Here is a 25,553-nt window from a genome sequence, read left to right as displayed (position 1 = left end):
TTCACGTGCTAAACTTCTGACTTAACAGTTAAAATAAAGCTTCTACAAAATCCCTAGAATTAAATTCTTGAAGATCATCTATACCTTCTCCTACTCCTATATATCTAACTGGAATATTTAAAGTATGTTTTATAGAGATAACTATACCACCCTTAGCTGTACCATCTAGCTTTGTTAGAATTATACCATCTATAGGACATACCTCCATAAATTGTTTTGCTTGAATAACCGCATTTTGTCCAGTAGTAGCATCTAAAACTAGTAAAGTTTCCTTTTTAGCTTCTCCATACTCTCTATCGATAACTCTATTGATCTTTCCAAGTTCATCCATAAGATTTTTCTTATTATGAAGTCTACCTGCAGTATCACAAATTAACACATCAACTTTTCTAGCCTTTGCAGCCTGTACTGCATCGTATATAACAGCTGCTGGATCTGAACCTTCTTGATGTTTTATCATATCCACATTAGCTCTATTACTCCAAACTTCTAATTGATCTATAGCTGCCGCTCTAAAAGTATCTGCTGCTGCTAATAAAACCTTATAATTATTATTTTTTATTCTAGCAGCCATTTTTCCAATGGATGTAGTTTTGCCTACTCCATTAACACCAATGACTAATCTTACTTCTGGTGTTGATTCAGGTATTATTGAGGTTTCATAGTCTCCTAGCATATCCATAATTATAGATTTCATAGCTGGAAGTATCTCTTCAGTATCATTGATTCTTTCAGAAACAACCTTTTTTCTAAGCCTTTCAATAATTTCTACTGAGGTTTCTACCCCTATATCACTAGTTATTAATACTTCTTCTAGTTCTTCATATAAATCATCATCTATTGTAACTGCAAGTTTTAATACTTGAGTCACTGCATCATTAATAGTATTTCTAGTTTTGCTAAGCCCCTGTTTTAACTTATCAAAAAATCCTCCAAACATATTAATCCTCCTTATTTCTTATTAAATTCCATGGATACTACCTTAGATACACCCTTTTCTTCCATAGTAACTCCATAAATCATATCACTGGTTTCCATGGTTCCTTTTCTGTGAGTTATTACTATGAATTGTATGTTTTCAGAGAATTTTTTTAAAAATTCTCCATATCTAAGTACATTAGCATCATCTAACGCTGCCTCAATCTCATCTAGTATGCAGAATGGAGTTGGCTTCATCTTTAGTATTGCAAATAGTAGTGCAATGGCTGATAAAACCTTCTCTCCTCCTGAAAGTAGATTTATATTTTGAAGTTTTTTTCCTGGTGGCTCTACATCTATTTCAATCTTACAGGTTAGTTCATCATCACCTTGAAGACTTAAATCAGCACTTCCACCCTTAAATAACTCCTTAAAAGTCTCATTGAAGTAAATCCTGAGCTGCTTAAAATTCTCCATAAACACATCTCTCATCTTTTCAGTTATCTCGCCTATGAATTCAATTATTTCTTCCTTAGACTTAACTAAATCTTCCCTCTGTGTACTCATAAAAGTATACTTTTCATTTACTTCTTTAAATTCTTCTATAGCTCCTAGGTTAACTACTCCAAGAGCAGTTATTCTCTTTTTCAATTCTGCAACTTCATTCTTTAATATAGCTATATCATAACCCTCTAGTTTAAAACTTAATCCTTCTGCAAAGGTAAGATTATACTCTTCATTAAGCTTCTTCAATAGAACTTCTTCTTCTGATTCAATTTTAGCTAAAGAAATCTGATTTTTATGAATTTCTTTTTCTAGTTTATCTAATTGTAAATCAATATCTTCAATTTTTGAAGTTATAACTGGAATTTTATCTTTTATCTTTAACTTTTCTACTTGGGTTTCTTCGAAAAACTGCTCTAACTCCTTAAGTAACTTAATAATTTCCTTAGTACTTTCAGTACTTTTAGATATGTTTATTCTATATTCTTCCTTAGCTAAAGTGGATGTTTCTATATTCTTCAAATTGCTTTCAATTAGCCTTTTCTCTATATCTACCGCCTGGGTCATCCTATCTAATTCTTGAATATTATTACTTATAACTTCTAAAAGCTTTGCTTTATTTATTTTTATAGAGGTTAATTCATCTTTAATGGCATCTATATATAAATTTTTGCCTTTAGTTTTATTGTTATGCTCATCATATTGACCTTCTAATTCTATTACTTTATCTTTAAGCTGAGTTAATTCCTGCTCTGAAAAAGTTAATTTAGCTTTTAAGGCTTTAATTTTCTCCTCTTCCTTACCCAGATTTTCGCTAGCTTTTTGAAGTTCTCTTTTGTTTCTTAGTTCCTCTTCTGTAACCCTGGATATTTCACCCTTAATCTTTGTTATATTAATACTCTCGTAATGTATTTCATCTCTTAAGTTAAGACCTCTATCATCTAGTTCTTTAATCTTAACATTAACTGATGTTATTTCTTCATTTTTAAGAGCAACTACTCCGTGACTTTCTTCTACTTCCTCAGTTAATTTTTCAATTTCTCTCTTTCTACCAATTACGTTAGCATTTTTAGAATAACTTCCTCCCGTTAGTGATCCCCCTGGATTAAAGACTTCTCCATCTAAGGTAACAATTCTATATTTATAGCCACAAACTTTAGATATATGTAGTCCATTATCCATAGTATCACATACAAGAGTTTTGCCCAAAACTTGATCGATTACACCCTTAAATTTATCTTCAAATTCTATAAGTTCACTAGCTATGCCTATATAGCCCTTAGTATCCCTTACAGTTTTATCTACCACTAAGTTCTTACCCTTTACTATATTTATAGGCATAAAGGTTGCTCTTCCTATTTTACTACTTTTCAAGTAATTAATAAGATTTTTTGCTATGTGTTCATCCTTGGTGACAATATTAGATATGCTAGCTCCCATAGCAATCTCTATAGCTCTTTCAAACCTCTCTGGAACCTTTATTATATCTCCAAGTACATAGCAATCCTCATTTGCTTTATAATCTTTACTATTCTCTATGTGTTGCATTAGAAGTTTTACAGATCTATTATATCCTTCATAGGAATTCTCTAAAGTTACCAAAGCATTTAGCCTAGCTTCTTTATTTCCTTGCTCTCTCAATATTTCTTTTAATTTTTTTTCTAAGATCTCTAAGTCATGCTTACACTTAGATAATTTTTTTCTATTTTCCTTAACTTCCTCTTCATATTTCTCAATATTAATACTAGCCTTATTCTCTTCTTCTATTAAATGATTTTTCGTCTTGTTATTTATTAATATAGAATTTTTAAAAGTTTGAACATCTAATATTAAATTTTCTACATTTCCACTACTAATTTCCATATTATTTTTTAAAATATCTATTTCACTAGTTTTAGAATTAATATTATTATAGTACTTAAATTTTATCTCTTCTAATTCCTTCAATTTATTATTATCACTAGTTACACTATTTAATACATTTGTTAATTCTAATTGTTTTTTTTCTATTTTACTATTAATGTCTAATTCTTCTTCTTTTAAGGCTGCAATACTCTTTCTTTGGTTTTCTATTTTCAAATACGCCTCTTCAAGATATTGATTTTTTTGCAGTATTTCACTGTTCAATCTATTTATACTGTCTTCTAAATGTAATATTTTTTCTTCAAAGAGTTTAACTTCTCCAATTACTCCTTGATGTTTATTTTGACTTTCATAATAAACCTTTTTCTTTTCTTCTAAAATATTATTTAAAGCTTCTAGCTCTTCATTATTATTTTCATAAGCTAGTTTTAATTCATATTTTTCTTTCTTCAAGGTTTCTATATCTGCAGTTACAGTATTTATTGTGTTGTTGTATCTATCTATGTTAACTTTAGTCTTTTCCAAAAAATCTATGATTATATTAACTTCCTTTACTTTTACCTCTTCAGAAGCTTCTAAAAATATTTTGGCTTTTTCACAATCTTCTTCTAAGGATGGAAGCCTTTCTTCATAGGTAGAAATAATATCATTTATTCTAATAAGATTTTGCTCCGTGTTATCTAGTTTCTTCTCAGCCTCTTCTTTTCTTGTTTTATATTTTACTATACCTGCGGCCTCTTCTAATAACTTTCTTCTATCCTCTGACTTAGCACTTAAAATTGCATCAATTTTACCTTGTCCTATTAATGAATATCCTTCCTTACCTATACCTGTATCCATAAATAAAGCTTGTACATCTTTTAATCTACACACAGTATTATTTATTAAATACTCACTTTCACATGATCTATATAATCTTCTTGCAACGGTTACCTGAGAATAGGCTATATCTAAGTCAGAATCGCTATTATCTAAAGTAAGAGAAACTTGAGCAAGCCCTACAGGTTTTCTATATTGAGTACCTGCAAAGATTACATCTTCCATTTTGTCTCCTCTAAGATTCCTAATACTTTGTTCACCCAGCACCCACCTTACAGCATCTGAGATATTACTTTTTCCACTTCCATTGGGACCTACAACTACAGTTACACCTTTTTTAAATGTAAGCTCTGTCTTATCTGCAAAGGATTTGAATCCTCTTATTTCGATAGATTTTAAGAACATCTATTCACACTCCTAAGCTCCTAAGATTATAGGTAAAATAAGTACTGCAGCCATAGCAATGCATATACAAGTAGTTATTATTTTTATATATTTTTCTCTTTTTTTCTTAGTCATCCTCATAAAATCCACTCCTAACTTTAATTTAAAGAAAATATCCTATAGTCTTCCTAGGATACTTTAAAATATATATTTACTTTAGCCTATATAATCAAAAGTTTTATTGATATTTAAGTTTTAAATAATCCTTCTGATTAATTATATCTAACTTTGTACCATTATAAAACCCTATGGAAGACTTTCCTATATTTCTTTCTTGAGTTACAAATAGTTCTTTACTCTTTAATTTTTTTAGAAGCAGATTAAAATATTGCTTTTTATTAGAATAAAGCTTAGATATATCTTTAGGATTTATATATATTTTGTACTTATCCATTTCTTTATCTTTATAGTAATCATAAATCATATCACAGTAGACACTACTCTCCACCAGCTCTCTAAAGGCAGGATGAAAAGGTCCATCTACCACATCTCCATCAGCACTAATCTCTTCTGTAGGTTGAAGGCCAATTCGGATAACCTTTATATCATTACCCTCCATCATTCCATAGACTATCTTACTTATATCTACAGCTTCCTCTAAAGTATATGGCTTATATATGCCTTCCCTTAAGAGCTTTTCCATAGGTGTTTCCTTAATAACTAGGGATGGGTATATCCTACAGATATCTGGATTCATAGAAATACTTTTTCTTGTAGTTTCAATATCCTTCTCTCTTGTATCTCCTGGGAGTCCTAGCATGATTTGATGCCCTAAGGTGAATCCATATTCTTTTATTAATCTCGATGCCTTCTCCACATCTTCTGAACTATGACCTCTCCCTGATTTATGTAAAACTTCTTCATCTAAGGATTGAACTCCTAATTCTATAATATCTACATCAAAACTTTTTAGGTGGTCTAAAATCTCTTGGTCTATATAATCTGGCCTTGTGGACAATCTTATAAATTTAATCTTTCCTATTTTTTTATAGTTTTGAGCTACTGATAATAGTTCTCTTTGGATGCACATATTAATTCCTGTAAAAGTACCACCGAAAAATGATACCTCAATTATAGCATCACTACTATCTATAGTTTCTAAATAATCCTCTATGGTTTTTTTTACATAAGCACCATCTACATTTCCTGCGCTACCTGCTGAACCTGCATCTCCTGTAATACTATCCTGATTACAAAACACACAAGTATGAGGACATCCTATATGAGGCACAAATATAGGTATAATATAATGATTTTTACTCACTAATATCACCCCTCTTAATTAAAACTTCCCTAGCGGCCATTTGTTCAGCTTCTTTCTTACTATACCCTGAGCCACTTCCTTTAGCTTCTCCATTAATCAAAACTTTCACAAAAAATTCTCTTCTATGAGGTGGTCCTTCAAAATTAATCAGAGAATAAGAAATATCTACATCTCCATTTTTTTGTAATATTTCTTGAAGCTTTGTTTTATAGTCTAAAATTATCTCATTTTTAACTGCTTTAATAATAATTGAATTGAAATTTTTAAGGACAAACTCCTTAGTTACTAAAAGTCCTTCATCTAAGTATACTGCAGCAATAATAGCTTCTACAGCATCAGCTAAAATTGATACTCTAGTTCTACCACCGGTTAATTCTTCACCTTTACTCATATAAATGTATTTTCCTAGTTCCCACTTCTTAGCTATTTCAAATAAAGAATTTTCACATACAATTAAAGCTCTTACCTTAGTAAGGTATCCTTCTGTTTCATCTATGTGATTAGTAAATAAATATTCAGATATAATTAATTCTAAAACTGTATCTCCTAAAAACTCTAATCGTTCATTGAAGGCAGTGTTTCTTTCATTAGCGTAAGAACTATGAGTTATTGCTGTTTGTAATAAAGTTAAATCTTTAAAGTCAATACCTAATTTATTTTTTAATTCTAATGTACTTTTTAATATTTTCATCTTTTTACCTCTTTCGCCAAGGTTTATTCTTCAATTTATCTAAATAACCTACTAACTTAATATTATTATTCAAGTAAATAAACTCAAGTGGATAAATTCAAGAATAAATCTAAAAATAAGGTTCCGCATTTCTACGGAACCTGCTGATATTATTCTTCTACTCGTGCTTTTATGTAGTCAACTACATCTCCAACACTAGTTATTTTTTCTGCATCTTCATCAGGGATTTCCATGTCAAATTCCTCTTCAAGGGCCATAATTAACTCAACTAAGTCCAATGAGTCTGCTCCTAAATCATCAACAAATCCAGAGTCCATAGTTATATCATTTTCATCTATGCTTAGTTGCTCCGCGATTTTTGCTCTTATCTTTTCAAACATTTTATATACCTCCTAAAAATTCAATATAATATCACTATTTAATATAATAGCATATTGGATAATAATCAACTGTTTATTTTCAAATACTATATTATAATATACTAAACCTACAAAATTTTATTCACTTATTTTAATTTTTTTATTTTTCTTCTTTAAAAGCATCTTTAACTTTATCTAATACTTTTGTATCATAATAGGTTTTAGAAAGTTTAATTGCATTTTTTAAAGCCTTAGCATCAGAGCTTCCATGAGCTTTTATGCAAATACCATCAACCCCTAAAAATGCAGCTCCACCGTATTCTTTATAGTCATAGTGCTTTTTAAATTTCTTAAATACAGGCTTTAATAATAGTCCGCCTATTTTTGTTGTTGTGGAACTCATTATTTCATTTTTAAGCTCACTTAGAATGGTTTCTGCAACGCCTTCATACATCTTTAATACGGTATTCCCTACAAAACCATCACATACAAGGACATTTACTTCTCCTTTAGGAATTTCTCTCGGCTCTACATTTCCTATAAAATTTAAATTCTCTTGTTTTAAAAGTTGATAAGCTTCCTTGGTTAATTCATTTCCCTTTTCTTCCTCTGATCCTATGTTTATAAGACCTACAGTAGGATTTTTAACCGATAATACACTTTCAAAATATACCTTACCCATTTGAGCAAACTGAGTTAAATAATGGGGTTTACAATCTGCATTAGCTCCTACATCTATTATCATAAATGGACCATTTTTACCAGGCATAACTGGTGCTAGTGCTGGTCTACTTATCCCTTTAATCCTCTTTACAATAAGAGTACAGCCTGCTAAGAAGGCTCCTGTACTTCCAGCAGATACAATGGCATCTGCTTCCTTATTCTTAACTAATTCTAAAGCTTTAACAAGAGATGAATCCTTCTTAGTCTTTAGAGCTTTTACTGGTGCTTCATTAGTTGAAATAATTTCAGTAGTATTTATAATAGTTATTCTTCCTTTGGTATATTCATATTTTTCTAATTCTTTTTTTATAAGATCTTCTTGACCTGTAATTATTATATCTATATCATATTCTTTTTGTGCAAGAACACAACCTTCTACTATAGCTTCAGGTGAATTATCTCCACCCATTCCATCAACTACAACCTTCATAGTAACTCCTTTCATGATTTTAAAATATTTAAATACATTATATATTTTTTTCATTTAAATTTCCACATAAAAATAAAAAGAAAGTCTATCGACTTTCTTCTTATTCCTCAGTTGAAACAACTTCTCTATTCTTGTAGTAACCACAGTTCTTACAAACTCTGTGAGCAAGCTTCATTTCGTGGCATTGAGGACACTCTACTATTCCTGGTAAACCAAGTTTAAAAGTTTGAGCTCTTCTTGAATCTCTTCTTGCTTTTGAAAATTTTCTAGCTGGATTTCCCATTATTACACCTCCTTATGGTTAGAAAACATTTGTGATAGCTTTTCAAGTCTAGGGTCTACATAAAAATCAGTACAAGAACATTGTCCTAAATTTAAATCTTTCCCACAAGTCTGGCATAAGCCTTTGCAATCCTCTTTACATAACCTTTTAACAGGTAGTTCAAGGAGAATACTGTTTTCAATAATTTCATAAATATCTATATTCTCAGTATTGGTTGAGATAATCTCACAATCATCAGTGTTTGATATGTCTTCTTCTATGTGCACCTTAACTTCATAAGAAAAAGCTTTTGTACATCTAGAACAATTTAATAATACTTCAGTATCTACGTCTCCAATAAGTTCTATAACTTCCTTTTTGCGACGCAAAAACCCATTAAACTTAATAGGCTTGGAGTATTTTACCATTTCACTACCATCGTAAAATTTATCTTTCTCAATTTCGATATCTATATTCTTTCTCTCATAGTTCTTATCATTTAAATCTTTAAAGTTTATAATCATAACAACACTCTGAAAAAACATAATATACCTGTTTTTTCTCATATAACTAAGACTAGTTATATATAATGCAAAATGCATAGCTTGAGTAAAGCTCCAACTTCCCTCCTTAAGTTAATTAAATATATCATTCAAACACAAGTTATTATATAAATTATACCGATAAAAGTCAAGGTAATTTACACATGTATATTTTTTCCTTAAGATAAAAAGCTAATTTTTTACTCAAGCGGATAAACATTTTTACTATTTTGAAGTAAGTTCTTTAGTATCTCTTGCTATTACTAATTCTTCATTTGTAGGAATAACAAATACTTTTACTTTAGCTCCATCTTTGCTTACTTCTGTAGATTTTCCTCTAACATTATTCTTAGCATCATCTATTTCTATACCTAAGAATTCTAAGCCTTTGCAAATTTCTGCTCTAGTTTCTATAGCATTTTCTCCAAGTCCTGCTGTAAATACAACCGCATCTACTCCGCCCATTGCTGCAGCATAAGCACCGATCATTTCTCTTACTCTGTAGTTATATACATTTAAAGCAAGAATAGCTCTTTCATTTCCTTCTTTAGCAGCATCTTCTATATCTCTAAAGTCACTACTTACTCCTGATAATCCAAGAACTCCTGATTGTTTGTTCATTAAATTATCAACTTCTTTAGCTGTCATTTTTCCTTCATTCATTAAGAATGTAACTATAGCAGGGTCAATGTTTCCACATCTAGTTCCCATTGCTATTCCTTCAAGTGGAGTGAATCCCATACTTGTATCTACACAATGGCCATCTTTTATAGCAGCTAAGCTAGCTCCGTTTCCAAGATGACAAGTGATGATTTTAACATCTTTTATGTCTTTGCCCATTAATTTAGCACATTCTGCTGATACATATTTATGTGATGTTCCGTGGAAACCATATTTTCTTATTCCATACTTAGTGTATAGCTCATATGGTAGTGGGTACATATAAGCAGTCTTTGGCATTGTTTGATGGAATGCTGTATCGAATACTGCAACCATTGGAGTGTTTGGCATTAAGCTCTTGCAAGCATTAATTCCAATTATGTTTGCTGGATTATGAAGTGGTGCAAGTTTTACACACTCTTCTAAACTTTCCATAACTGCATCATCAATTACTACAGATTCTGAATATTTTTCTCCACCATGAACAACTCTGTGTCCTACTGCTGATATTTCATCCATTGAAGAAATAACTCCATGGTTACCATCTACTAATGCATCTAAAACTAATTTTATTGCATCTTTATGGTCAGCCATTGGTTGCTCTATTATATATTTATCTCTTCCTGGAACCTTTTGAGTTAAAATTGAACCTTCAATTCCTATTCTTTCAACTAATCCTTGTGCTAAGCTCTCTTCTGTTTCCATGTTTATTAATTGGTACTTTAATGAAGAACTTCCACAGTTTATTACTAATACTTTCATTCTCATTTCCTCCTGACGCATTTGTAATATATTAATATATCATTATATTAGATTACAATATATTTTTAATTAAATCAATATAATATTTATTTGCTATTTTGCGCTTGCACTGCTGTAATTGCTACAACATTTACTATATCATCTACACTACATCCTCTTGAAAGGTCGTTTATTGGTTTTGCAAACCCTTGACATACTGGACCTATAGCTTCAGCTCCTGCAAATCTTTGAACTAATTTATATCCAATATTTCCTGCTTGTAAATCTGGGAATATTAAAACATTAGAATTTCCTGCTACTGTACTATTTGGCGCTTTAAGACTTGCTACTTTATCAACTATAGCTGCATCTAATTGTAATTCTCCATCTATTGCAAGATCTGGTCTAGCTTCTTTTGCCATTCTTGTAGCTTCAACAACCTTATTTACATTTTCATGTTTAGCACTTCCCATAGTTGAGAAAGATAACATTGCAACCTTTGGATCTATTCCACATAGAGTCTTTGCATTTTCTGCTGTACTTATAGCTATTGATGCAAGCTCTTCTGATGTTGGATTAGGATTAACTGCACAATCTCCAAATAATAGAGTACCATTATCTCCATATGGAGAATTTTCAAGTTCCATAACGAAGAAACTTGAAACAACTTTTATTCCTGGAGCTGTTTTTATAATTTGAAGTCCTGGACGTAATAAATCCCCTGTGCTATGTACTGCTCCTGAAACTAATCCATGGGCATCTTCTAGTTTAACCATCATTGTTCCATAATAAACTGGGTCTTTAACTGTTTGTAATGCTTTTTCCTCTGTAACACCCTTATTTTTTCTAAGTTCATAAAATGCTTTTGCATACTCTGCAGTCTTAGGTGATACTTCAGGATCTACAATTTCAATTCCCTCAATATTTACCCCGAAATTCTTAGCATTTTCCTTAATCTTATCCTGGCTACCTACTAATATAACTTTAGCTATTTTATTTTTATGGATAATTTCTGAAGCCTTTAAATTTCTTTCTTCTTCACCTTCTGGAAGTACTATTGTCTTCATCTCTTGTTGTGCTAATTTCCATACCTTTTGTGTAAAACTCATTTTTTCTTACCCCTTTCAGTAAAAATATTCTAAATATCCCTTATTACTATACCCCTTTTCATATATATTTTTCAACCTCTATATTGAATTTTTTTGACTTAATTTAATAATTAGGCTATGATAATTAACATTTTTTTGATATAATCTATGGTTATATGAGTACAGGAGGTAATTTTAATGAAAATATCAGGAATTATTGTGGAATATAATCCTCTTCACAATGGACACCTTTTTCATATAAATAAAACTAAAGAATTGACTAATAGTGATTTAATTATTGCAGTAATGAGTGGAAACTTTAATCAAAGAGGTATTCCTTCTATAGTAGATAAATGGAAAAAAACATCAATGGCTTTAAATAATGGGGTAGATATTGTTTTAGAACTCCCTGCAATATACAGCCTATCTTCTGCGGAATTCTTTTCTTATGGTTCCGTAAGTCTTCTTAATAGTCTAGGGATAGTAGATTCAATTTGCTTTGGAAGTGAAGCAGGTGATATAGACTTTCTAAAAGAAGTATCTGATCTACTAGTAGAAGAACCTCCTTTATTCAAGTCCTTATTGAAAGAAGATTTAGATAGAGGATTACCTTTTCCAAAGGCTCGTTCTTCAGCTTTAATTCATTATTTAAATAAAAAAAATTATTATAATGAAAAAAAATTAACTGATTATCTAAATTCTTCTAATAATATTTTAGGGGTTGAATACCTTAAGAGCTTAAAAAAACTTCATAGTAATATTGTACCCTATACCATAAAAAGAGAAGGTGGGGATTACAATAGTACTAATTTAAATAATATCTTCTCAAGTGCTACTGCTATTAGAAAATCCTTGAAATCAAATACTTCTATGAAAGAATTAATTTCTCATGTTCCTCCTAGTGTTTACGAGGATATGGTAGAACTTAAAAACAAAAATTATAATTTTCCCTTTGATTACATGATGTATCCATATATAAAGTATAAGGCTATAACTAGCAAAAATAACTTTTTCCAATCAATTCCGGATGCTTCTGAAGGTCTCCATAATAAGATATTAGCTACCATAAAAGACGCTAAAGATTATGAACATTGTATTGAAATGATAAAAAGTAAACGATATACCTATACTAGAATCAGTAGAATACTATGTCAGTATTTTCTAGGCTTTTATGAATACAATACCTTAGAAATGCGTAAAGAGCCTTGTCCATATGCTCGTATTTTGGGCTTCACTAAACATGGAGCTATGGCATTAAAATCAATGAAGAACAATTCTTCTATACCAATATATTCAAAACTACCAAAGGATATAAACCCTACCTTAAAATTAGATTTACAATGCACTAGCGGCTATAGCATTCTAAATCCTTCCATAAGTGCTATGGAAGATTATCTACAAAGCCCGATTATATTATAAACATAATTCTTCAAGGAACCATACCAAAATAACCTAAATCATTAGATTAATTTTTAGTGACTTGTTTTGGAAGTACCTTGAAGATTTTATTTTACCTATATTTTGTTATCATATATTCCCAAGATAAAAAATATATTTAAGTATATCAATTTAAAAGGATTATTTAAATGAAGGCATTATTTTTTATTGTAATTGTGCTTATTATATTTTTAATATATTTATTATTTAGAAATTCATCAAAAAACCTTCTGCTTACAACAATATTTTCTCTCTTAATTATTTACATCATACTAAATCCTAAAGATTGCATAGCCTTTACTATAAATGGAGCTAAACTGTTTTTTTACTCAGTATTTCCATCACTATTCCCCTTCTTGGTCATAGTTAACTTAATTTTTTCTTTTGGGGGTATAGAAATTTATTCAAAGTTTTTAGGTAAGATACTATGTACCCCTTTAAGACTACCAAAGGAGTGTAGTGTAGTTATTTTAGCTAGTTTGTTTTGTGGATATCCTCTTGGTTCCAGATATGCTTGTGAACTCTATGAAAGAAAGGTTATTGATAAACCAACTTTTGAAAGACTTTTAAATATAGCCACTAATGGAAGCCCTCTATTTATTATAGGTACTGTTGGTACTGCAATGCTTCATAGTGCATTTTTAGGTTATATCCTTCTTATTTCTAATGCTTTATCTTGTATTGTTATGGGGTTAATACTACCTACTAGAAAGACTAATAAATATACTATAAATAGCAATTCTTCTGTTGCTGTGACACAGATAAATGAAAACCTTAACTTCGGGGTAGCCATGAAAAATGCCCTTGAAGATGCTACCAAAACCTGCTTATCAATAGGTAGTTTTGTAGTTATTTTTTCTGTAATTATAAACATAATAAAAAGCAGTGGAATATATCACACTGCCCTTATTTCTTTATGTAGTTCCGGTATTATTAATTATAATCTCCTTGATGGAATCTTCCTTGGATTTATAGAAATTACAAATGGATGTAACATTGTAGCTACAAGTTCCTTAACCCTAAACATTAAAATTCTTATATGCAGCTTTTTAATAGGTTTTAGTGGATTATCTATAACCTTCCAAGTATACTCCTTTGTTTACAAATATAAGGTATCAATGAAAAAATATATATTTCTAAAAGTTGTTCAGGGAATAATATGCACCTTGATAACATTGTTATTTTTAAAACTACCATTTTCTCTAGTTAATCAGGAAACTTTTTTCATAAACAATACTATGCTATCATCTAAATCAGGGTTTTTGGTCCTACTAATATTTATATTTTCTATCCCTGTGATACTCAAAAAGTTACGAGATTGTTTTTAGTCATTTCCTAATTCTTTAATATTTTCTCTTACCTTAGATGTAGTGGAAGAAATTTCTTTATATAATTTTACAAGCATTTCTTCCATTTCATTTTGTATAACTTTTAAAGACTCTTCTCCTATAATGTCTATATCCTTTTGTAAATTACTTAAAGTGCTGTCTGCATAATTCATAACTCCAAATTTTAAATCCTTAGCTTGCTTATTAGCTTCACCTTTAATTTTTTTAGCTTCCTCATTAGCACTTTCTAATATTTCTTCTGCTTCTTTTTTAGCAGCTACTAACACATCACAGTTTTCATATTCTTGTTGTGCTCTTTTTCTACTATCCTGAATAATACGTTCTGCTTCACTTCTTGCTTCGTCTAAAATTATTTCTTTACGATTCATTAAATTTTTAGCTTCTTCAAATTCATCTGGTAGCAATTTTCTCATTTCATTAAGAGTTCTTAAGACTTCTTTTTTATTAATAGATACTTTACCTACTAAATTCTTTGGTGACATGTCAATAGTTTGTTGTAGATAATCTAATAGTTCTAATACCTTCACTATAATTCCCCCTCAAAACTTTTAGCTCTCTCTCTAATTTCATTTTCTAACTCTTTTGGAATTAATCCATCCAAGTGTCCCTTAAACAAAGCCACTTGCTTTATAGCTGATGAGCTAAGATAAGAGTACTTAGAGTTGGTCATCATAAACATAGTTTCTTTTGTTTTATCAAGCTTTTTATTCATTAATGCCATTTGAAACTCATAATCAAAATCTGACATAGATCTAAGTCCCTTAACCATTACATCACTGTCTTCTGCTTCCATAAAATCCACTAAAAGACCTGTAAAACTTTTTACTTTTACATTTGGTAAAGCTTTAACCACTCTCTCAATTTGATCAATTCTCTCTTCAATGCTAAACCAACCACTTTTGTTAGGATTTAGTAATACAGCTACAGTAACCTGATCAAATACGTATGAACATCTTTTTATAATATCTAAGTGACCATTTGTTATTGGGTCAAAACTGCCTGGATAAACTGCTTTAATCATTTTTTACTCCTCAAATTCATAGAAACATACAGTGGTGTTTCCGTATTTTCTTTGGTCTATTAAAACAATGTCTTCATAACCTTCACAAATTTCTTCACCTGAATCTATTTTCGTTACAATCAAGCCATCTCTTTGTAGTAAATTATGTTTTTTAATAAGTTCTAGAGCTGGTGGAATCATATCTTTTGCATAAGGTGGGTCTATAAATATTAAATCAAATACCTTTCCTATTCTCCCAAACTCCTCTAAGTATTTGTATGAATCACCTTTATAAGATGTACAGAAATCTTCAAATTTTAAATTTTTAATATTTTCTTTTAAATACTTATAAGTTACGTCTCCCATGTCTATTAAATGACACTCTTTAGCTCCTCTACTTGCAGCCTCTAGACCTAGGCTTCCTGTACCAGAAAACTGATCTAAAACTATACTGCCTCTTACTTTATTTTGTATTATACTAAAAATTGATTCTTTAACTCTATCAAGAGTAGGTCTAGTGCCCATCCCCTCTGGTGATAGTAACTTTCTTCCTTTAGCTTTTCCTGCAATTACTCTCATTTTTATCTCCTTTGACCTTAGTTAAAGCAAATATAACTAGTGCTTTTCTCTAAGTTAATCATTATTTCTTTAAGTATTCTTTTGTTTTCTTCATCCTTGTTATTAATAAATTTCTTAGCTTCCTGATTTGCTATTTTAAATAGTTGAAAATCCTGTGATAAATCACTAAGAATTAATCCATTTTCACCAGATTGTCTAAGTCCAAACATTTCTCCACTTCCTCTTAATTTTAAATCTTGTTCCGCTATATAAAAACCATCATTGCTATTTTTCATTATGTCCATTCTCTTTTTAGTTGTTTCACTTTTTATATTAGCTACAAGAACACAATAAGATTTATGAGATCCTCTTCCAACTCTTCCTCTTAACTGGTGCAATTGAGATAATCCAAACCGCTCTGCATTTTCTATAATCATAACCGTTGCATTAGGTACATTTACACCCACTTCAATAACCGTAGTGGATATTAACACCTTAATATTTCCTTCTTTAAATTCATTCATAATTAAATTTTTGTCTTTATTACTCATTTTACCATGAAGAATGGCGATTTCCATACTTTTAAAGTAAGTTTTTTTTAGTTCTTCATATAATGCTGTTACAGAACTTAATTTCATATCTTCATTTTCTTCAACCAATGGACAAACTACATAAATCTGTCTTCCCTTTTTTATCTCCTCTAAAGCAAAATTATATATTCTCCCCTTTTCCTGAGTAGATAAATAATAGGTATCAATGGGTTTTCGCCCTGGTGGCAAAGTGTCAATTATAGATACTTCTAAATCTCCATAAAGATATAAACATAAAGTCCTTGGAATAGGTGTAGCACTCATTACAAGTACATCAATATCTTCACGCTTATTTCCAAATCTAGTTCTTTGACCAACACCAAATCTATGCTGTTCATCAGTTATTATAAGTCCTAAGTTTTTAAACTGGACATTATCTTCTATCAAAGCATGAGTACCTATTATTAAGTCTATTTCACCTTTTAATAACTTTTCTTTTATAATGTTTTTATTTTTTTCTGTGGTACTACCTGTTAGTAACTCTATGGTAATATTAAAATCCTTAAAGACTTTTTCAGCCTCGTAGTAGTGCTGTTTTGCCAATATTTCTGTAGGCGCCATCATGGCACCTTGATAACCATTCATAATAGCATTAAAAAGGGCAATAAAAGCAACTACAGTCTTACCACTACCTACATCTCCTTGAACTAATCTATTCATAGGACTAGGTTTCTTTTGATCTCTTAATATTTCTCTAACAGTTCTAGTTTGTGCATCTGTTAACTGAAAGGGTAACTTATCCTTTAAATCTTTCAGTTCCTTTGATATGGAAAAGGAAATTCCCTTAGAATTAGTACTTCTATTTTTTAAGGCCATAAGCTTTAAAGAGTATGTAAATAACTCTTGGAACTTTAATCTTCTTCTTGCCTCTTCTAACAACTTTAAACTTTTAGGATTATGTATATTTCTTATAGCACTATCCAAAGACATAAAATCATGTTCATTCAAAATTGACTTTGGTAAATTTTCTTGTATTTTTACTGTGTTTAAAGTTTCTGTAACTATTTTGTTTATAAAAGTATTAGAAATATCATCCCTTAAGGGATATCTTGCCATAATATCTGTACTCTCTGTAGTAGTATTCCTCATTATGGTTCCATTTTTAATTATAAAATCTCTACCTTGTTTCTCTATAATGCCACTTATAACATATCTACTGCCAATTCTAAAACTACTTTTCACATAGGGCTGATTAAACCATATTCCCTTAACTAATCTGCCTTTATGAATAAATCTAATGGTTGTAAGTATTTTGCCTGTTTTTGTCCTTATATCAGGCAAAATTCTCTCCACTCCAACTTCCAATATTATCTTCCCCTTAGAATCCACTTCATCTAAATCTTCAACAATAAAGATACTCTCATAATCCCTTGGAAAGTATAACAATAAATCTAAAATACTATATATTCCACATTTACTCAATTTCTCAGCCATTTTAGGCCCTACACCTTTAATGGCTGTAACACTACTATAAATATTCACCTTATCAACTCCATATGGCTAACATAGAAAAAAAGCCCTAAGGCTTTTATTCTACTGATGTAATAAAATAGTATAATGGTTGCTCACCATTAAAACATTGAACATCCATCTCTGGATATGCTTCTTCTAATTCTGATACTAACTGGTTAACCTTATCCTCTTCACAGTCTTCACCATAGAATATAGTAATAAGCTCGCTATCTTCATTTACCATGTTTTCTATAAGCTTTTTACATACAGCATATACATCCTGACCTATTTCACTTATTTTTCCTTCTAATAATCCTAGAATATCTCCCTCTTTAATATGTCTACCATTGTCTTCTGTATCCTTAACCGCATAGGTTACAGAACCAGAAGTAACAGTTTCTATAGTTTCATTCATAGCTGCTTCATTATCTTCTGAAGAGCCATCTGGATTAAACATAGTTATAGCTGTAATTCCTTGAGGGATAGTTTTTGTTGGAATCACTATAACCTTTTTATCTTCTATTAAATCTACAGCTTGTGTAGCTGCCATTATTATATTTTTATTATTTGGAAGAACAAATACTACCTCAGCATTAATTTTATTGATACTATTAACTATATCCTCTGTACTAGGATTCATAGTCTGACCACCTTCAATAACCTGATCTACGCCAAGATCTTTAAATATTGAAGATATCCCGTTACCTCTAGCTACAGTTACAAATCCATAAGCTTTAGGATCTTCTTTTATTTCTTCCACTACTGCATCATTGCTACTTTCATCTATTCCTAATAAAGATCTGTGTTGTTCTCTCATATTTTCAATTTTAATTTTTGAAAGATCTCCAAAGGTTACTGCTTTAGATAAAACTGCTCCTGGATCATTAGTATGAACATGAACCTTAGTTATATCCTCTAACCCTACAAGAACTAATGAATCACCTTGAGATTCAAGGAAATCTTTAAATTTTGGTATATCTTTTACTTCATTAAGTATGATAAACTCTGTGCAGTATCCAAATTTAATATCTTCCGGAGCCATGTTTAGCTCTGGAATATCATAATTATTTTCTGATTCACCTTCTAAATCATTAATTAAAGAAACTTCACCTTTATTTTTTAGAACTTCTAACATACCTCTTAATATTATTAGTAATCCCATTCCACCAGCATCTACTACCTTAGCTTGTTTTAACTGTGGTAACATTTCTGGAGTCTTATCAAGCATATTTTTACTTTCTTCACATACTTCTTCAAATAATTCAACTATGTTTTCTGCTTCACTGCAGATAGCAGCTTCTCCTGCCGCTCTAATTATAGTTAAAATCGTTCCTTCTGTTGGTCTCATAACTGCTTTATAAGCAAAATTTGAGCCTTCTACAAAAGAATTCTTAACTTCCTCTATAGTTGCCTCCTCTGTATTTTCAAGTCCTTTTGCCATGCCTCTTAAAATCTGAGAAAGAATAACTCCAGAGTTTCCTCTAGCCCCCATTAAAGCACCCTTAGCTAACCTCTTAGATACTTCGCCTATACCTTTATTCTCTAAACCTTCTATTTCTCTAGCTGCAGCCTTAAAGGTTAAAGACATATTTGTTCCTGTATCTCCATCAGGTACTGGGAATACATTCAAGGAGTTTACATATTCTTTCTGCTTCTCTAATGCATTTGAAGCACTTTTTATCATATTTGAAAAATCACGTCCATTAATCTGTGTATATGCCACTTTATGTTCCCCCTTAAACTCTAATGCCTTGAATATTAACAGTAACTTGAGAAACCTTAACACCTGTAAGATTTTCTAAATTGTATCTAACTGTTTGTATTATATTATTAGCGATTACTGCAATTTTAGTTCCATATTCAACAATTATATATAGTTCTATAGCTATAGCATTCTCTTTTTGAGTTATTTTAACTCCTTTTGCTAGGTTTTCAGCTTTTAATAATTCCCATAAACCATCCTTAGCATTCTTTAAAGCCATGCCAACAACTCCATAGCATTCCATGGTTGATACACCTGCTATATTAGCTATTACATCTTCAGAATAGTATATATTTCCTATTTCAGTTGTTATATTAGCTTTCATAATCAATTCCTCCTTAATTATACCTTATAAACATTTTATATTAACTTAAGATTTAATTCAACTAATATAATTATATATATCATTGAATTTTATTATAACAATATGTATAATATAATGGTATGTGTTTATTTTTCTTAATACTTGCAACAATCATAGTAATTATGTTAAAATAACTTGTGTTTGATTTATAGCAGTATGTTGAAATTTTGAGGAGGTGTAATATATGTCAAGAAGATGTGAAATATGCGATAAAGGTGTAGTTTCAGGAGTACAATTCTCTCACTCTCACCGTCAATCAAAAAGAAAATGGGCTCCAAACTTAAAAAAAGTTAAAGCTATAGTTAACGGTTCACCTAAGACAGTACACGTTTGTACTAGATGCTTACGTTCTGGTAAGGTTCAACGTGCCGTTTAATTGGTAAAAAAAATGCAACTACCTTTATAGTTGCATTTTTTTATGTGCAAAATTAATAACTATGTTTTTTTCTTACAAAAATTTTAACTATTTTAGATAAAAACTTAGGTAGTTTAATTACTCTTATAGTCACCCTGTAACCTCCTTAACCAATTGTTAGCAAAACTTATTCATTATAAACCATCCAGCACATATAATTGCACAACCTATGGCTACCATCCACCCCCAAAATGGAATTAGCATAGCTAATACTATCCCTGCTCCTACAGAACTAACAATAAGTCCCAACCTTTTAGTTGTCCTACTCCTCATACTTACTTCCCCCATAAGCCTTTTTAGTATCATTATATGTATTGACGTAAAAAGTGGTACATAAATAAAAAAATTACAATCATCAATTGTAATAATGATTGTAATCCTATATTTTAAATTTATATTTTATGAATTCTAACTACTATAAGACATCCTTTAGAAAAAGTTATGCTAACTTTTTCCTCCTCAAACTCATTAGATACAGTGAGATTGTTTCCTTGTGCTAGCTCAAAATTCTTTAATTTATATTTGACTCCCTCTATAGTTAAATCATGAGTATCTTCTAAATAACTAAACAGAGAAAATACATCCCCTTTTTTCCCAAAGATATTTGTAGGTTTATCTATAAGATAGATTTCATTATACTCATCTATTATACGACAATCTATTGATTTTTTTAAACCTTCATTGAGAATACATAAATTTGCATAGAAATGATCAATTCTCTTCCCTGTACATCCTAAAAAAATTATTTCTGTAGCTCCTAACTCTACTGCCTTATTAAAAGCTATATGACTATCTGTATAATCCTTCTCTTTTGGAAATCTAATGGTTTTAGAGCTATTACTTATTTCTATATACGTTTTTTCATCAATAGAGTCAAAATCCCCTAACAAATAATTTGGATGTATTTCATGATTTAAAAGAACGTTAGCGCCTCCATCAGCTGCTATAATTATAGACTTTTCATTTATATATTTATCTAAAATCTTTTTACTTGGAGGATCTCCTCCTCCAACTATAACTGCTTGCATACTAAAACCCACTTTTTATATTACTTATATTTTTTTCTATTTCATTATTTTTAAATACTGCTGAACCAGCTACTATAGAATTAGCTCCACATTTTACAACTTTACTAACATTAGTTGCATCTATGCCACCATCTACTTGTATATATAATTCTTTATTATATTTATCCTTTAACTCTTTAACCTGTGATATTTTATCTGCTGAATACTCTATATATTTTTGACCTCCAAATCCTGGATTAACTGACATGATAAGCACCATATCTAAATCTGGAATTAAGTTTTCTATCATAGAAACAGGAGTACCAGGATTTAATGCTACTCCAGCTTTAACTCCTAAGCTTTTAATATATTTTATAGTTCTGTCTATATGTCTATCTGCTTCATAATGAACTGTTATCATATCAGCTCCTGCATCAACAAAATCCTTTACGTATCTAGCTGGATCTTCAATCATTAAATGTACATCAAAAACTAAGGTTGTAAGATTTCTTATGGATTTTATAACAGGCACTCCAAAGGATATGTTAGGTACAAACATCCCGTCCATAACATCTATATGAACCCAATCCGCTCCATGTTTTTCTATTTCTTTAACCTGCTCTCCTAACCTTGAAAAGTCTGCTGACAATATAGATGGTGATAATTTTATCATTTTCTATTCCCCCTACTTATAATTTCTTCTAATGTTTTTATGTAGAATTCATATCTACTTTTATTTATTTGTCCAGATTCTACCTTTTGTTTTACTATACAACCTGGTTCTTTATAATGAACACAATTATTAAACTTACATCCATCTTTAAATTCTTCAAATTCCGGAAACAGATGTTGTAGTTCTTCTTTATCTATGAAATCTAATTCCAAGGAAGAGAATCCTGGTGTGTCAACTAAAAATCCATCTTCTATCCTTATAAGTTCACTATGCCTAGTTGTATGTTTTCCTCTTTTCAGTTTATCACTAATATCACCAGTTTTCATAGCATCTCTACCTAAAACTTTATTCAATATGGTAGATTTACCTACTCCAGAAGGCCCACAAAATACAGTAATATTACCCTTTATCTTTTCCTTTAACTGTTCTATGCCAACACCATGTTTTCCTTGTACATACATTATTTCATATCCAGCTTCATTTAACATATTACCTATTTCCTTGCTATAATCACTTTCAATGTCCATTTTATTAAAGCAAATAATAGGTACTACATGATTATACTCACATAAAACTAGAAATTTATATAATAAGCTTAAATTCAAATCTGGATTCTTACTAGTAACTACTACAAAAGCTTGAGTTACATTAGCAACGGCAGGTCTTATAAGTTGATTTCTTCTCTTTAATATTTCCGTTATAACACCCTTTCCATTTTCTTCTTCTATGATTACCTCATCACCAATCATAGGAGTTTCACCCTTATGCCTAAATTTCCCTCTAGCCTTACACTCTATAACTTTTTCTTCAACATCTACATAGTATAATCCACCAATTCCTTTAACTATTACACCTTGCATATATTCCTCCTAAATTTTAACTAATCCTTAGGCAAGTTTAAAACTTACCTAAGGATTGTTAACTTCATTGGTTAAGGTTCTTCATCTTCGTCATCATCGCCACCTATATTAGGGGCTTTTATTTGAGCTATAAGATTTATAGTACTTCCTTTATCTAACTTATTACCTTCAGGCACATCTTGACTTATTATAAGACCTTTTCTATCTCCAGTAACAGTTATTCTAAGTCCAAGTGAGTTAGCTGTTGCTTGTGCATCTTCAATGGTTCTTCCTATAAAGTTAGGAACTTCAACCTTACCTTCATCTGGATCCTTATATTGATAATAATTAACACTTATCTTTTCATTTTCTTGTACCGAAGTCTGTGCAGGTTCACTTTGGTTGAATATTTTTCCATCCCTGCTTATATCATCAGTTATTACTGCAGTAGTAGATCCAAGTTTTAGATTTACTACGGCTAATACTTGCTCTGCTTCTTTTAGTGTTAATCCAATGAGATCTGGTACTTGTGTCTTCTTTATCCTAGAACCTTTGCTTATAACTATATCTACTGTATCACCTTTTTTAACCTTAGTCTTTGCTACTGGATTAGTACTTATTACTGCACCTTCTTCTATTTCTTCAGAATAGTCTTCTGTTATCTTTCCCACCTTAAGTCCTTGAGTAACTATATGGTCTTGGGCAACACTTTTACCCAGTTTCACAACATCTGGTACCTCAATCTCTCCTGGTCCTGTACTAATTCTTACTCTAACTTCACTTTCTTTTTTTACTGCAGTACCTTCCGATGGAAATACTGCAATTATAGTTCCAGCTGGCTTATCACTAGCTTCCTCTCCTAAGACTACATAAGTTAATCCTACTTTTTCTACAGAATCTTTGGCTTCATCTGCTGTAAGACCAATTATCTTTGGAACCCTTAATTCGTCTTTTTTAACATTGTTGTTACCTTTGTTATATATGCTAGTACCTACAAATACACCTAAAAGAATAGTTAATAAAAGAGCCCCTCCAACTATTAGTACCTTTTTCCAGGTGCTAGTTTTTCTCTTTTCGCCATCATAATCTTCATAATCCTCGTCTTCTTCCTCTTCTTCCTCATCATCCATATCCTTATTGTTTAATTTCTTTCCAAGATTGCTAGCATACATAGTATTTTGAATTTGAGTTGCATCCATTACTGTAGTATAATCATTATCCATATTAGATGGTGTTACTATATACTTATTATTATTCTCTATTCTCATTAAATCTATTAACATATCTGTTACATTATTATATCTTTTTATAACTTCCTTCTGGGTAGCCTTAATTACCAAATTATTTAGACTATCTGGTACTTCTGGAACTAAAACCTTAGGAGGCACAATAGTATCTTGTATATGCTTAAGCGCCACTGCTACAGCACTTTCTCCATCAAAGGGAACTCTTCCTGTTATCATTTCATATATCACAATTCCAAAAGAATATATATCTGTTCTATTATCAACTATCTTTCCTTTGGCTTGCTCAGGAGAGAAGTAATGTGCAGAACCAATAACCTTATTAGTATGAGTTATTGTATCAGATGAAGTAGCTTTGGCTATTCCAAAATCTGTAACCTTAATTACACCTTCTTCATTTATTAATATATTGTGAGGTTTTATATCTCTATGGATAATTTTATTTTTATGAGCACATTCTAAAGCTTTAGCAATTTGTATTGAAATCTTTAAAGTTGAGTCCATGGAAAGAGGTGCATTTTCTCTTATGTATTCTTTTAAAGTTTTTCCATTCACTAATTCCATTACAATATAATTAATATTTCCTTCTGAACCCACATCATAAATATTAACTATATTACTATGGGAAAAGGTTGCTGTAGCTAAAGCTTCTCTTCTAAATTTCTCCATAAATTCATTATTATTAGAGTACTCTGGCTTTAGTATTTTTATTGCTACAAATCTATTTAAAATTCTACATTTAGCCTTATATACTACTGCCATACCCCCTTCGCCAATTTTTTCTATGAGTTCATATCTATTTCCTAACATAGTTCCTATCATCTGCACTCCCACTCTCCTTTAAAAATGATGATAGAAATATTATCTCTTCCACCATTTTTCTTACTCATGTTTATTAGTTCCATACATTGATTGCCATTATAACCTTGTAAAACTCTAAAAATATCCTCCTCACTTACTTCATTAGTAAGTCCATCACTACAAAGAAGAATTTTGGAAACCCCTCTTATATCTAAACTGTAGTAATCTGCTGTCACCACTGGATTAGTTCCTAAAGCTCTTGTTATAACATTTTTATTAGGATGATTCTTAGCTTCCTCATTAGTTATTGTTCCATTATCTAATAGTTCTTGTACCAATGAATGATCTTTTGTAACCTTAACAAGCTGTCCATCCTTTAAAATATATCCTCTACTATCTCCTATGTTTACCATAGTTAAGTTATTTCCTCTCACAAAAGCTCCCACAAGAGTAGTTCCCATTCCATTACAACTTTCGTTTAACAAGCTTTCTCTATATATTTTTCTATTAGCACTTAGGATTGCCTCATTTAGAATTTCCTCTTCTGACCTATCCTTTTTATGATTAATTACATATTCAATAATGGTATCTATAGCAATCTTACTAGCAACTTCACCAGCATTATGCCCTCCCATACCATCGGCTATTACAAAAATACCGAAATCTTCTTCTTCATAGTAACCAACGGAATCTTCATTAAAAGTTCTTTTATTTCCAACATCCGTTTCTATTCCTAACAATCTCCCCATTAAAA

General features: G+C 30.6%; 25 protein-coding genes. 3 read left to right on the top strand and 22 right to left on the bottom strand.

Annotation, left to right across the window (positions count from 1 at the left end):
• Positions 1–28: 28 nt before the first annotated feature.
• The 10 genes from ftsY to pta form a co-directional block, all read right to left on the bottom strand.
• Positions 29–940, bottom strand: a complete 912-nt coding sequence (gene ftsY / locus B3J31_RS02090; protein WP_035132751.1) for a signal recognition particle-docking protein FtsY — start codon at positions 938–940, stop codon at positions 29–31.
• A gap of 11 nt (positions 941–951) precedes the next feature.
• Complete coding sequence (smc, locus tag B3J31_RS02085; protein WP_346867341.1) at positions 952–4,509, bottom strand: chromosome segregation protein SMC; 3,558 nt, start codon at positions 4,507–4,509, stop codon at positions 952–954.
• Between the two features lie 217 nt (positions 4,510–4,726).
• A complete protein-coding gene (locus B3J31_RS02080) occupies positions 4,727–5,812 on the bottom strand; it encodes a radical SAM protein (RefSeq protein ID WP_150843567.1) in 1,086 nt (361 codons plus the stop codon).
• Positions 5,805–6,503 carry a ribonuclease III gene (rnc, locus tag B3J31_RS02075; protein ID WP_150843568.1) on the bottom strand — a complete coding sequence of 233 codons (699 nt, stop codon included), beginning with the start codon at positions 6,501–6,503 and terminating at the stop codon, positions 5,805–5,807. The genes B3J31_RS02080 and rnc overlap by 8 nt, the downstream gene beginning before the upstream one ends.
• A 149-nt stretch (positions 6,504–6,652) precedes the next feature.
• Positions 6,653–6,883 (bottom strand): acyl carrier protein, encoded by a 231-nt coding sequence (acpP, locus tag B3J31_RS02070; protein WP_035132743.1) that lies wholly within the window; start codon positions 6,881–6,883, stop codon positions 6,653–6,655.
• A 139-nt stretch (positions 6,884–7,022) separates the two neighbouring features.
• Positions 7,023–8,015, bottom strand: coding sequence for a phosphate acyltransferase PlsX (gene plsX / locus B3J31_RS02065; protein WP_150843575.1), 993 nt, complete (start codon positions 8,013–8,015; stop codon positions 7,023–7,025).
• Positions 8,016–8,115: 100 nt separating this feature from the next.
• The gene (gene rpmF, locus B3J31_RS02060) at positions 8,116–8,298 is read right to left on the bottom strand and encodes a 50S ribosomal protein L32 (RefSeq protein ID WP_035132741.1); all 183 of its coding nucleotides are present in this window, start codon (positions 8,296–8,298) and stop codon (positions 8,116–8,118) included.
• Positions 8,299–8,300: 2 nt separating this feature from the next.
• On the bottom strand, positions 8,301–8,843 hold the full coding sequence (locus tag B3J31_RS02055; RefSeq protein ID WP_346873562.1) for a DUF177 domain-containing protein: 543 nt from the start codon (positions 8,841–8,843) through the stop codon (positions 8,301–8,303).
• A 201-nt stretch (positions 8,844–9,044) separates the two neighbouring features.
• On the bottom strand, positions 9,045–10,241 hold the full coding sequence (locus tag B3J31_RS02050; RefSeq protein WP_150843569.1) for an acetate/propionate family kinase: 1,197 nt from the start codon (positions 10,239–10,241) through the stop codon (positions 9,045–9,047).
• A gap of 86 nt (positions 10,242–10,327) precedes the next feature.
• A complete protein-coding gene (gene pta / locus B3J31_RS02045; protein ID WP_035132736.1) occupies positions 10,328–11,329 on the bottom strand; it encodes a phosphate acetyltransferase in 1,002 nt (333 codons plus the stop codon).
• A 177-nt stretch (positions 11,330–11,506) separates the two neighbouring features.
• Here pta and B3J31_RS02040 point away from each other — a divergent pair, with 177 nt between their 5' ends.
• Together B3J31_RS02040 and ylbJ are read left to right on the top strand one after the other, a co-directional pair.
• Positions 11,507–12,727: a nucleotidyltransferase gene (locus B3J31_RS02040; protein ID WP_150843570.1), complete on the top strand. Its 1,221-nt coding sequence runs from the start codon at positions 11,507–11,509 to the stop codon at positions 12,725–12,727.
• A gap of 167 nt (positions 12,728–12,894) precedes the next feature.
• Complete coding sequence (gene ylbJ, locus B3J31_RS02035) at positions 12,895–14,073, top strand: sporulation integral membrane protein YlbJ (protein ID WP_150843571.1); 1,179 nt, start codon at positions 12,895–12,897, stop codon at positions 14,071–14,073.
• On the opposite strand, the gene B3J31_RS02030 is transcribed toward ylbJ, so the two are convergent.
• Genes B3J31_RS02030 through B3J31_RS02005 form a run of 6 tightly spaced genes read right to left on the bottom strand, consistent with a single transcriptional unit; the run spans position 14,070 to position 19,781 of the window.
• Entirely contained in the window at positions 14,070–14,621 is a 552-nt protein-coding gene (locus tag B3J31_RS02030; RefSeq protein ID WP_035132729.1) for an ATP synthase F0 subunit B, read from the bottom strand. The two genes, ylbJ and B3J31_RS02030, sit on opposite strands and share 4 nt — an antisense overlap.
• The gene (gene coaD / locus B3J31_RS02025) at positions 14,621–15,115 is read right to left on the bottom strand and encodes a pantetheine-phosphate adenylyltransferase (protein ID WP_035132727.1); all 495 of its coding nucleotides are present in this window, start codon (positions 15,113–15,115) and stop codon (positions 14,621–14,623) included. The genes B3J31_RS02030 and coaD overlap by 1 nt, the downstream gene beginning before the upstream one ends.
• Before the next feature lie 3 nt (positions 15,116–15,118).
• Positions 15,119–15,673, bottom strand: a complete 555-nt coding sequence (gene rsmD, locus B3J31_RS02020) for a 16S rRNA (guanine(966)-N(2))-methyltransferase RsmD (protein ID WP_150843572.1) — start codon at positions 15,671–15,673, stop codon at positions 15,119–15,121.
• A 17-nt stretch (positions 15,674–15,690) separates the two neighbouring features.
• Positions 15,691–17,724, bottom strand: a complete 2,034-nt coding sequence (gene recG / locus B3J31_RS02015) for an ATP-dependent DNA helicase RecG (RefSeq protein ID WP_346867340.1) — start codon at positions 17,722–17,724, stop codon at positions 15,691–15,693.
• A gap of 46 nt (positions 17,725–17,770) precedes the next feature.
• A complete protein-coding gene (locus B3J31_RS02010) occupies positions 17,771–19,417 on the bottom strand; it encodes a DAK2 domain-containing protein (RefSeq protein WP_346867339.1) in 1,647 nt (548 codons plus the stop codon).
• A 13-nt stretch (positions 19,418–19,430) separates the two neighbouring features.
• Positions 19,431–19,781 carry an Asp23/Gls24 family envelope stress response protein gene (locus B3J31_RS02005; RefSeq protein WP_147519512.1) on the bottom strand — a complete coding sequence of 117 codons (351 nt, stop codon included), beginning with the start codon at positions 19,779–19,781 and terminating at the stop codon, positions 19,431–19,433.
• A gap of 223 nt (positions 19,782–20,004) precedes the next feature.
• On the opposite strand from B3J31_RS02005, the gene rpmB reads away from it, so the two are divergent.
• Positions 20,005–20,196 (top strand): 50S ribosomal protein L28, encoded by a 192-nt coding sequence (rpmB, locus tag B3J31_RS02000; protein WP_035132719.1) that lies wholly within the window; start codon positions 20,005–20,007, stop codon positions 20,194–20,196.
• A gap of 156 nt (positions 20,197–20,352) precedes the next feature.
• On the opposite strand, the gene B3J31_RS01995 is transcribed toward rpmB, so the two are convergent.
• The 6 genes from B3J31_RS01995 to B3J31_RS01970 all read right to left on the bottom strand — a co-directional run bounded on the left by B3J31_RS01995 (position 20,353) and on the right by B3J31_RS01970 (position 25,548).
• On the bottom strand, positions 20,353–20,508 hold the full coding sequence (locus tag B3J31_RS01995) for a hypothetical protein (protein ID WP_198028577.1): 156 nt from the start codon (positions 20,506–20,508) through the stop codon (positions 20,353–20,355).
• Between the two features lie 119 nt (positions 20,509–20,627).
• The gene (locus B3J31_RS01990; RefSeq protein WP_150844799.1) at positions 20,628–21,263 is read right to left on the bottom strand and encodes a thiamine diphosphokinase; all 636 of its coding nucleotides are present in this window, start codon (positions 21,261–21,263) and stop codon (positions 20,628–20,630) included.
• A 1-nt stretch (position 21,264) separates the two neighbouring features.
• Positions 21,265–21,915, bottom strand: coding sequence for a ribulose-phosphate 3-epimerase (rpe, locus tag B3J31_RS01985; protein ID WP_150844798.1), 651 nt, complete (start codon positions 21,913–21,915; stop codon positions 21,265–21,267).
• Positions 21,912–22,775, bottom strand: coding sequence for a ribosome small subunit-dependent GTPase A (rsgA, locus tag B3J31_RS01980; protein ID WP_346867338.1), 864 nt, complete (start codon positions 22,773–22,775; stop codon positions 21,912–21,914). Before rsgA ends, rpe begins: the two co-directional genes overlap by 4 nt.
• Positions 22,776–22,846: 71 nt before the next feature.
• Positions 22,847–24,820, bottom strand: coding sequence for a Stk1 family PASTA domain-containing Ser/Thr kinase (gene pknB / locus B3J31_RS01975; RefSeq protein ID WP_346867345.1), 1,974 nt, complete (start codon positions 24,818–24,820; stop codon positions 22,847–22,849).
• The gene (locus B3J31_RS01970) at positions 24,817–25,548 is read right to left on the bottom strand and encodes a Stp1/IreP family PP2C-type Ser/Thr phosphatase (RefSeq protein ID WP_207656761.1); all 732 of its coding nucleotides are present in this window, start codon (positions 25,546–25,548) and stop codon (positions 24,817–24,819) included. The genes pknB and B3J31_RS01970 overlap by 4 nt, the downstream gene beginning before the upstream one ends.
• Between the last annotated feature and the right edge of the window lie 5 nt (positions 25,549–25,553).

It is taken from the genome of Clostridium sp. UBA5988 (assembly GCF_002435615.1).
GTDB lineage: Bacteria > Bacillota > Clostridia > Clostridiales > Clostridiaceae > Clostridium_J > Clostridium_J sulfidigenes.
The sequence above is the reverse complement of the archived record's forward strand: the minus strand, read 5'-3'. Positions and strand labels throughout refer to the sequence as shown.

Coding starts and splice junctions, on each gene's coding strand:
- ftsY (WP_035132751.1), bottom strand. CDS start 940: ATGTTTGGAGGATTTTTTGATAAGTTAAAACAGGGGCTTAGCAAAACT.
- smc (WP_346867341.1), bottom strand. CDS start 4,509: ATGTTCTTAAAATCTATCGAAATAAGAGGATTCAAATCCTTTGCAGAT.
- rnc (WP_150843568.1), bottom strand. CDS start 6,503: ATGAAAATATTAAAAAGTACATTAGAATTAAAAAATAAATTAGGTATT.
- acpP (WP_035132743.1), bottom strand. CDS start 6,883: ATGTTTGAAAAGATAAGAGCAAAAATCGCGGAGCAACTAAGCATAGAT.
- plsX (WP_150843575.1), bottom strand. CDS start 8,015: ATGAAGGTTGTAGTTGATGGAATGGGTGGAGATAATTCACCTGAAGCT.
- rpmF (WP_035132741.1), bottom strand. CDS start 8,298: ATGGGAAATCCAGCTAGAAAATTTTCAAAAGCAAGAAGAGATTCAAGA.
- B3J31_RS02055 (WP_346873562.1), bottom strand. CDS start 8,843: ATGAGAAAAAACAGGTATATTATGTTTTTTCAGAGTGTTGTTATGATT.
- B3J31_RS02050 (WP_150843569.1), bottom strand. CDS start 10,241: ATGAAAGTATTAGTAATAAACTGTGGAAGTTCTTCATTAAAGTACCAA.
- pta (WP_035132736.1), bottom strand. CDS start 11,329: ATGAGTTTTACACAAAAGGTATGGAAATTAGCACAACAAGAGATGAAG.
- B3J31_RS02040 (WP_150843570.1), top strand. CDS start 11,507: ATGAAAATATCAGGAATTATTGTGGAATATAATCCTCTTCACAATGGA.
- ylbJ (WP_150843571.1), top strand. CDS start 12,895: ATGAAGGCATTATTTTTTATTGTAATTGTGCTTATTATATTTTTAATA.
- coaD (WP_035132727.1), bottom strand. CDS start 15,115: ATGATTAAAGCAGTTTATCCAGGCAGTTTTGACCCAATAACAAATGGT.
- rsmD (WP_150843572.1), bottom strand. CDS start 15,673: ATGAGAGTAATTGCAGGAAAAGCTAAAGGAAGAAAGTTACTATCACCA.
- B3J31_RS02005 (WP_147519512.1), bottom strand. CDS start 19,781: ATGAAAGCTAATATAACAACTGAAATAGGAAATATATACTATTCTGAA.
- rpmB (WP_035132719.1), top strand. CDS start 20,005: ATGTCAAGAAGATGTGAAATATGCGATAAAGGTGTAGTTTCAGGAGTA.
- B3J31_RS01995 (WP_198028577.1), bottom strand. CDS start 20,508: ATGAGGAGTAGGACAACTAAAAGGTTGGGACTTATTGTTAGTTCTGTA.
- B3J31_RS01990 (WP_150844799.1), bottom strand. CDS start 21,263: ATGCAAGCAGTTATAGTTGGAGGAGGAGATCCTCCAAGTAAAAAGATT.
- rpe (WP_150844798.1), bottom strand. CDS start 21,915: ATGATAAAATTATCACCATCTATATTGTCAGCAGACTTTTCAAGGTTA.
- rsgA (WP_346867338.1), bottom strand. CDS start 22,775: ATGCAAGGTGTAATAGTTAAAGGAATTGGTGGATTATACTATGTAGAT.
- pknB (WP_346867345.1), bottom strand. CDS start 24,820: ATGATAGGAACTATGTTAGGAAATAGATATGAACTCATAGAAAAAATT.
- B3J31_RS01970 (WP_207656761.1), bottom strand. CDS start 25,548: ATGGGGAGATTGTTAGGAATAGAAACGGATGTTGGAAATAAAAGAACT.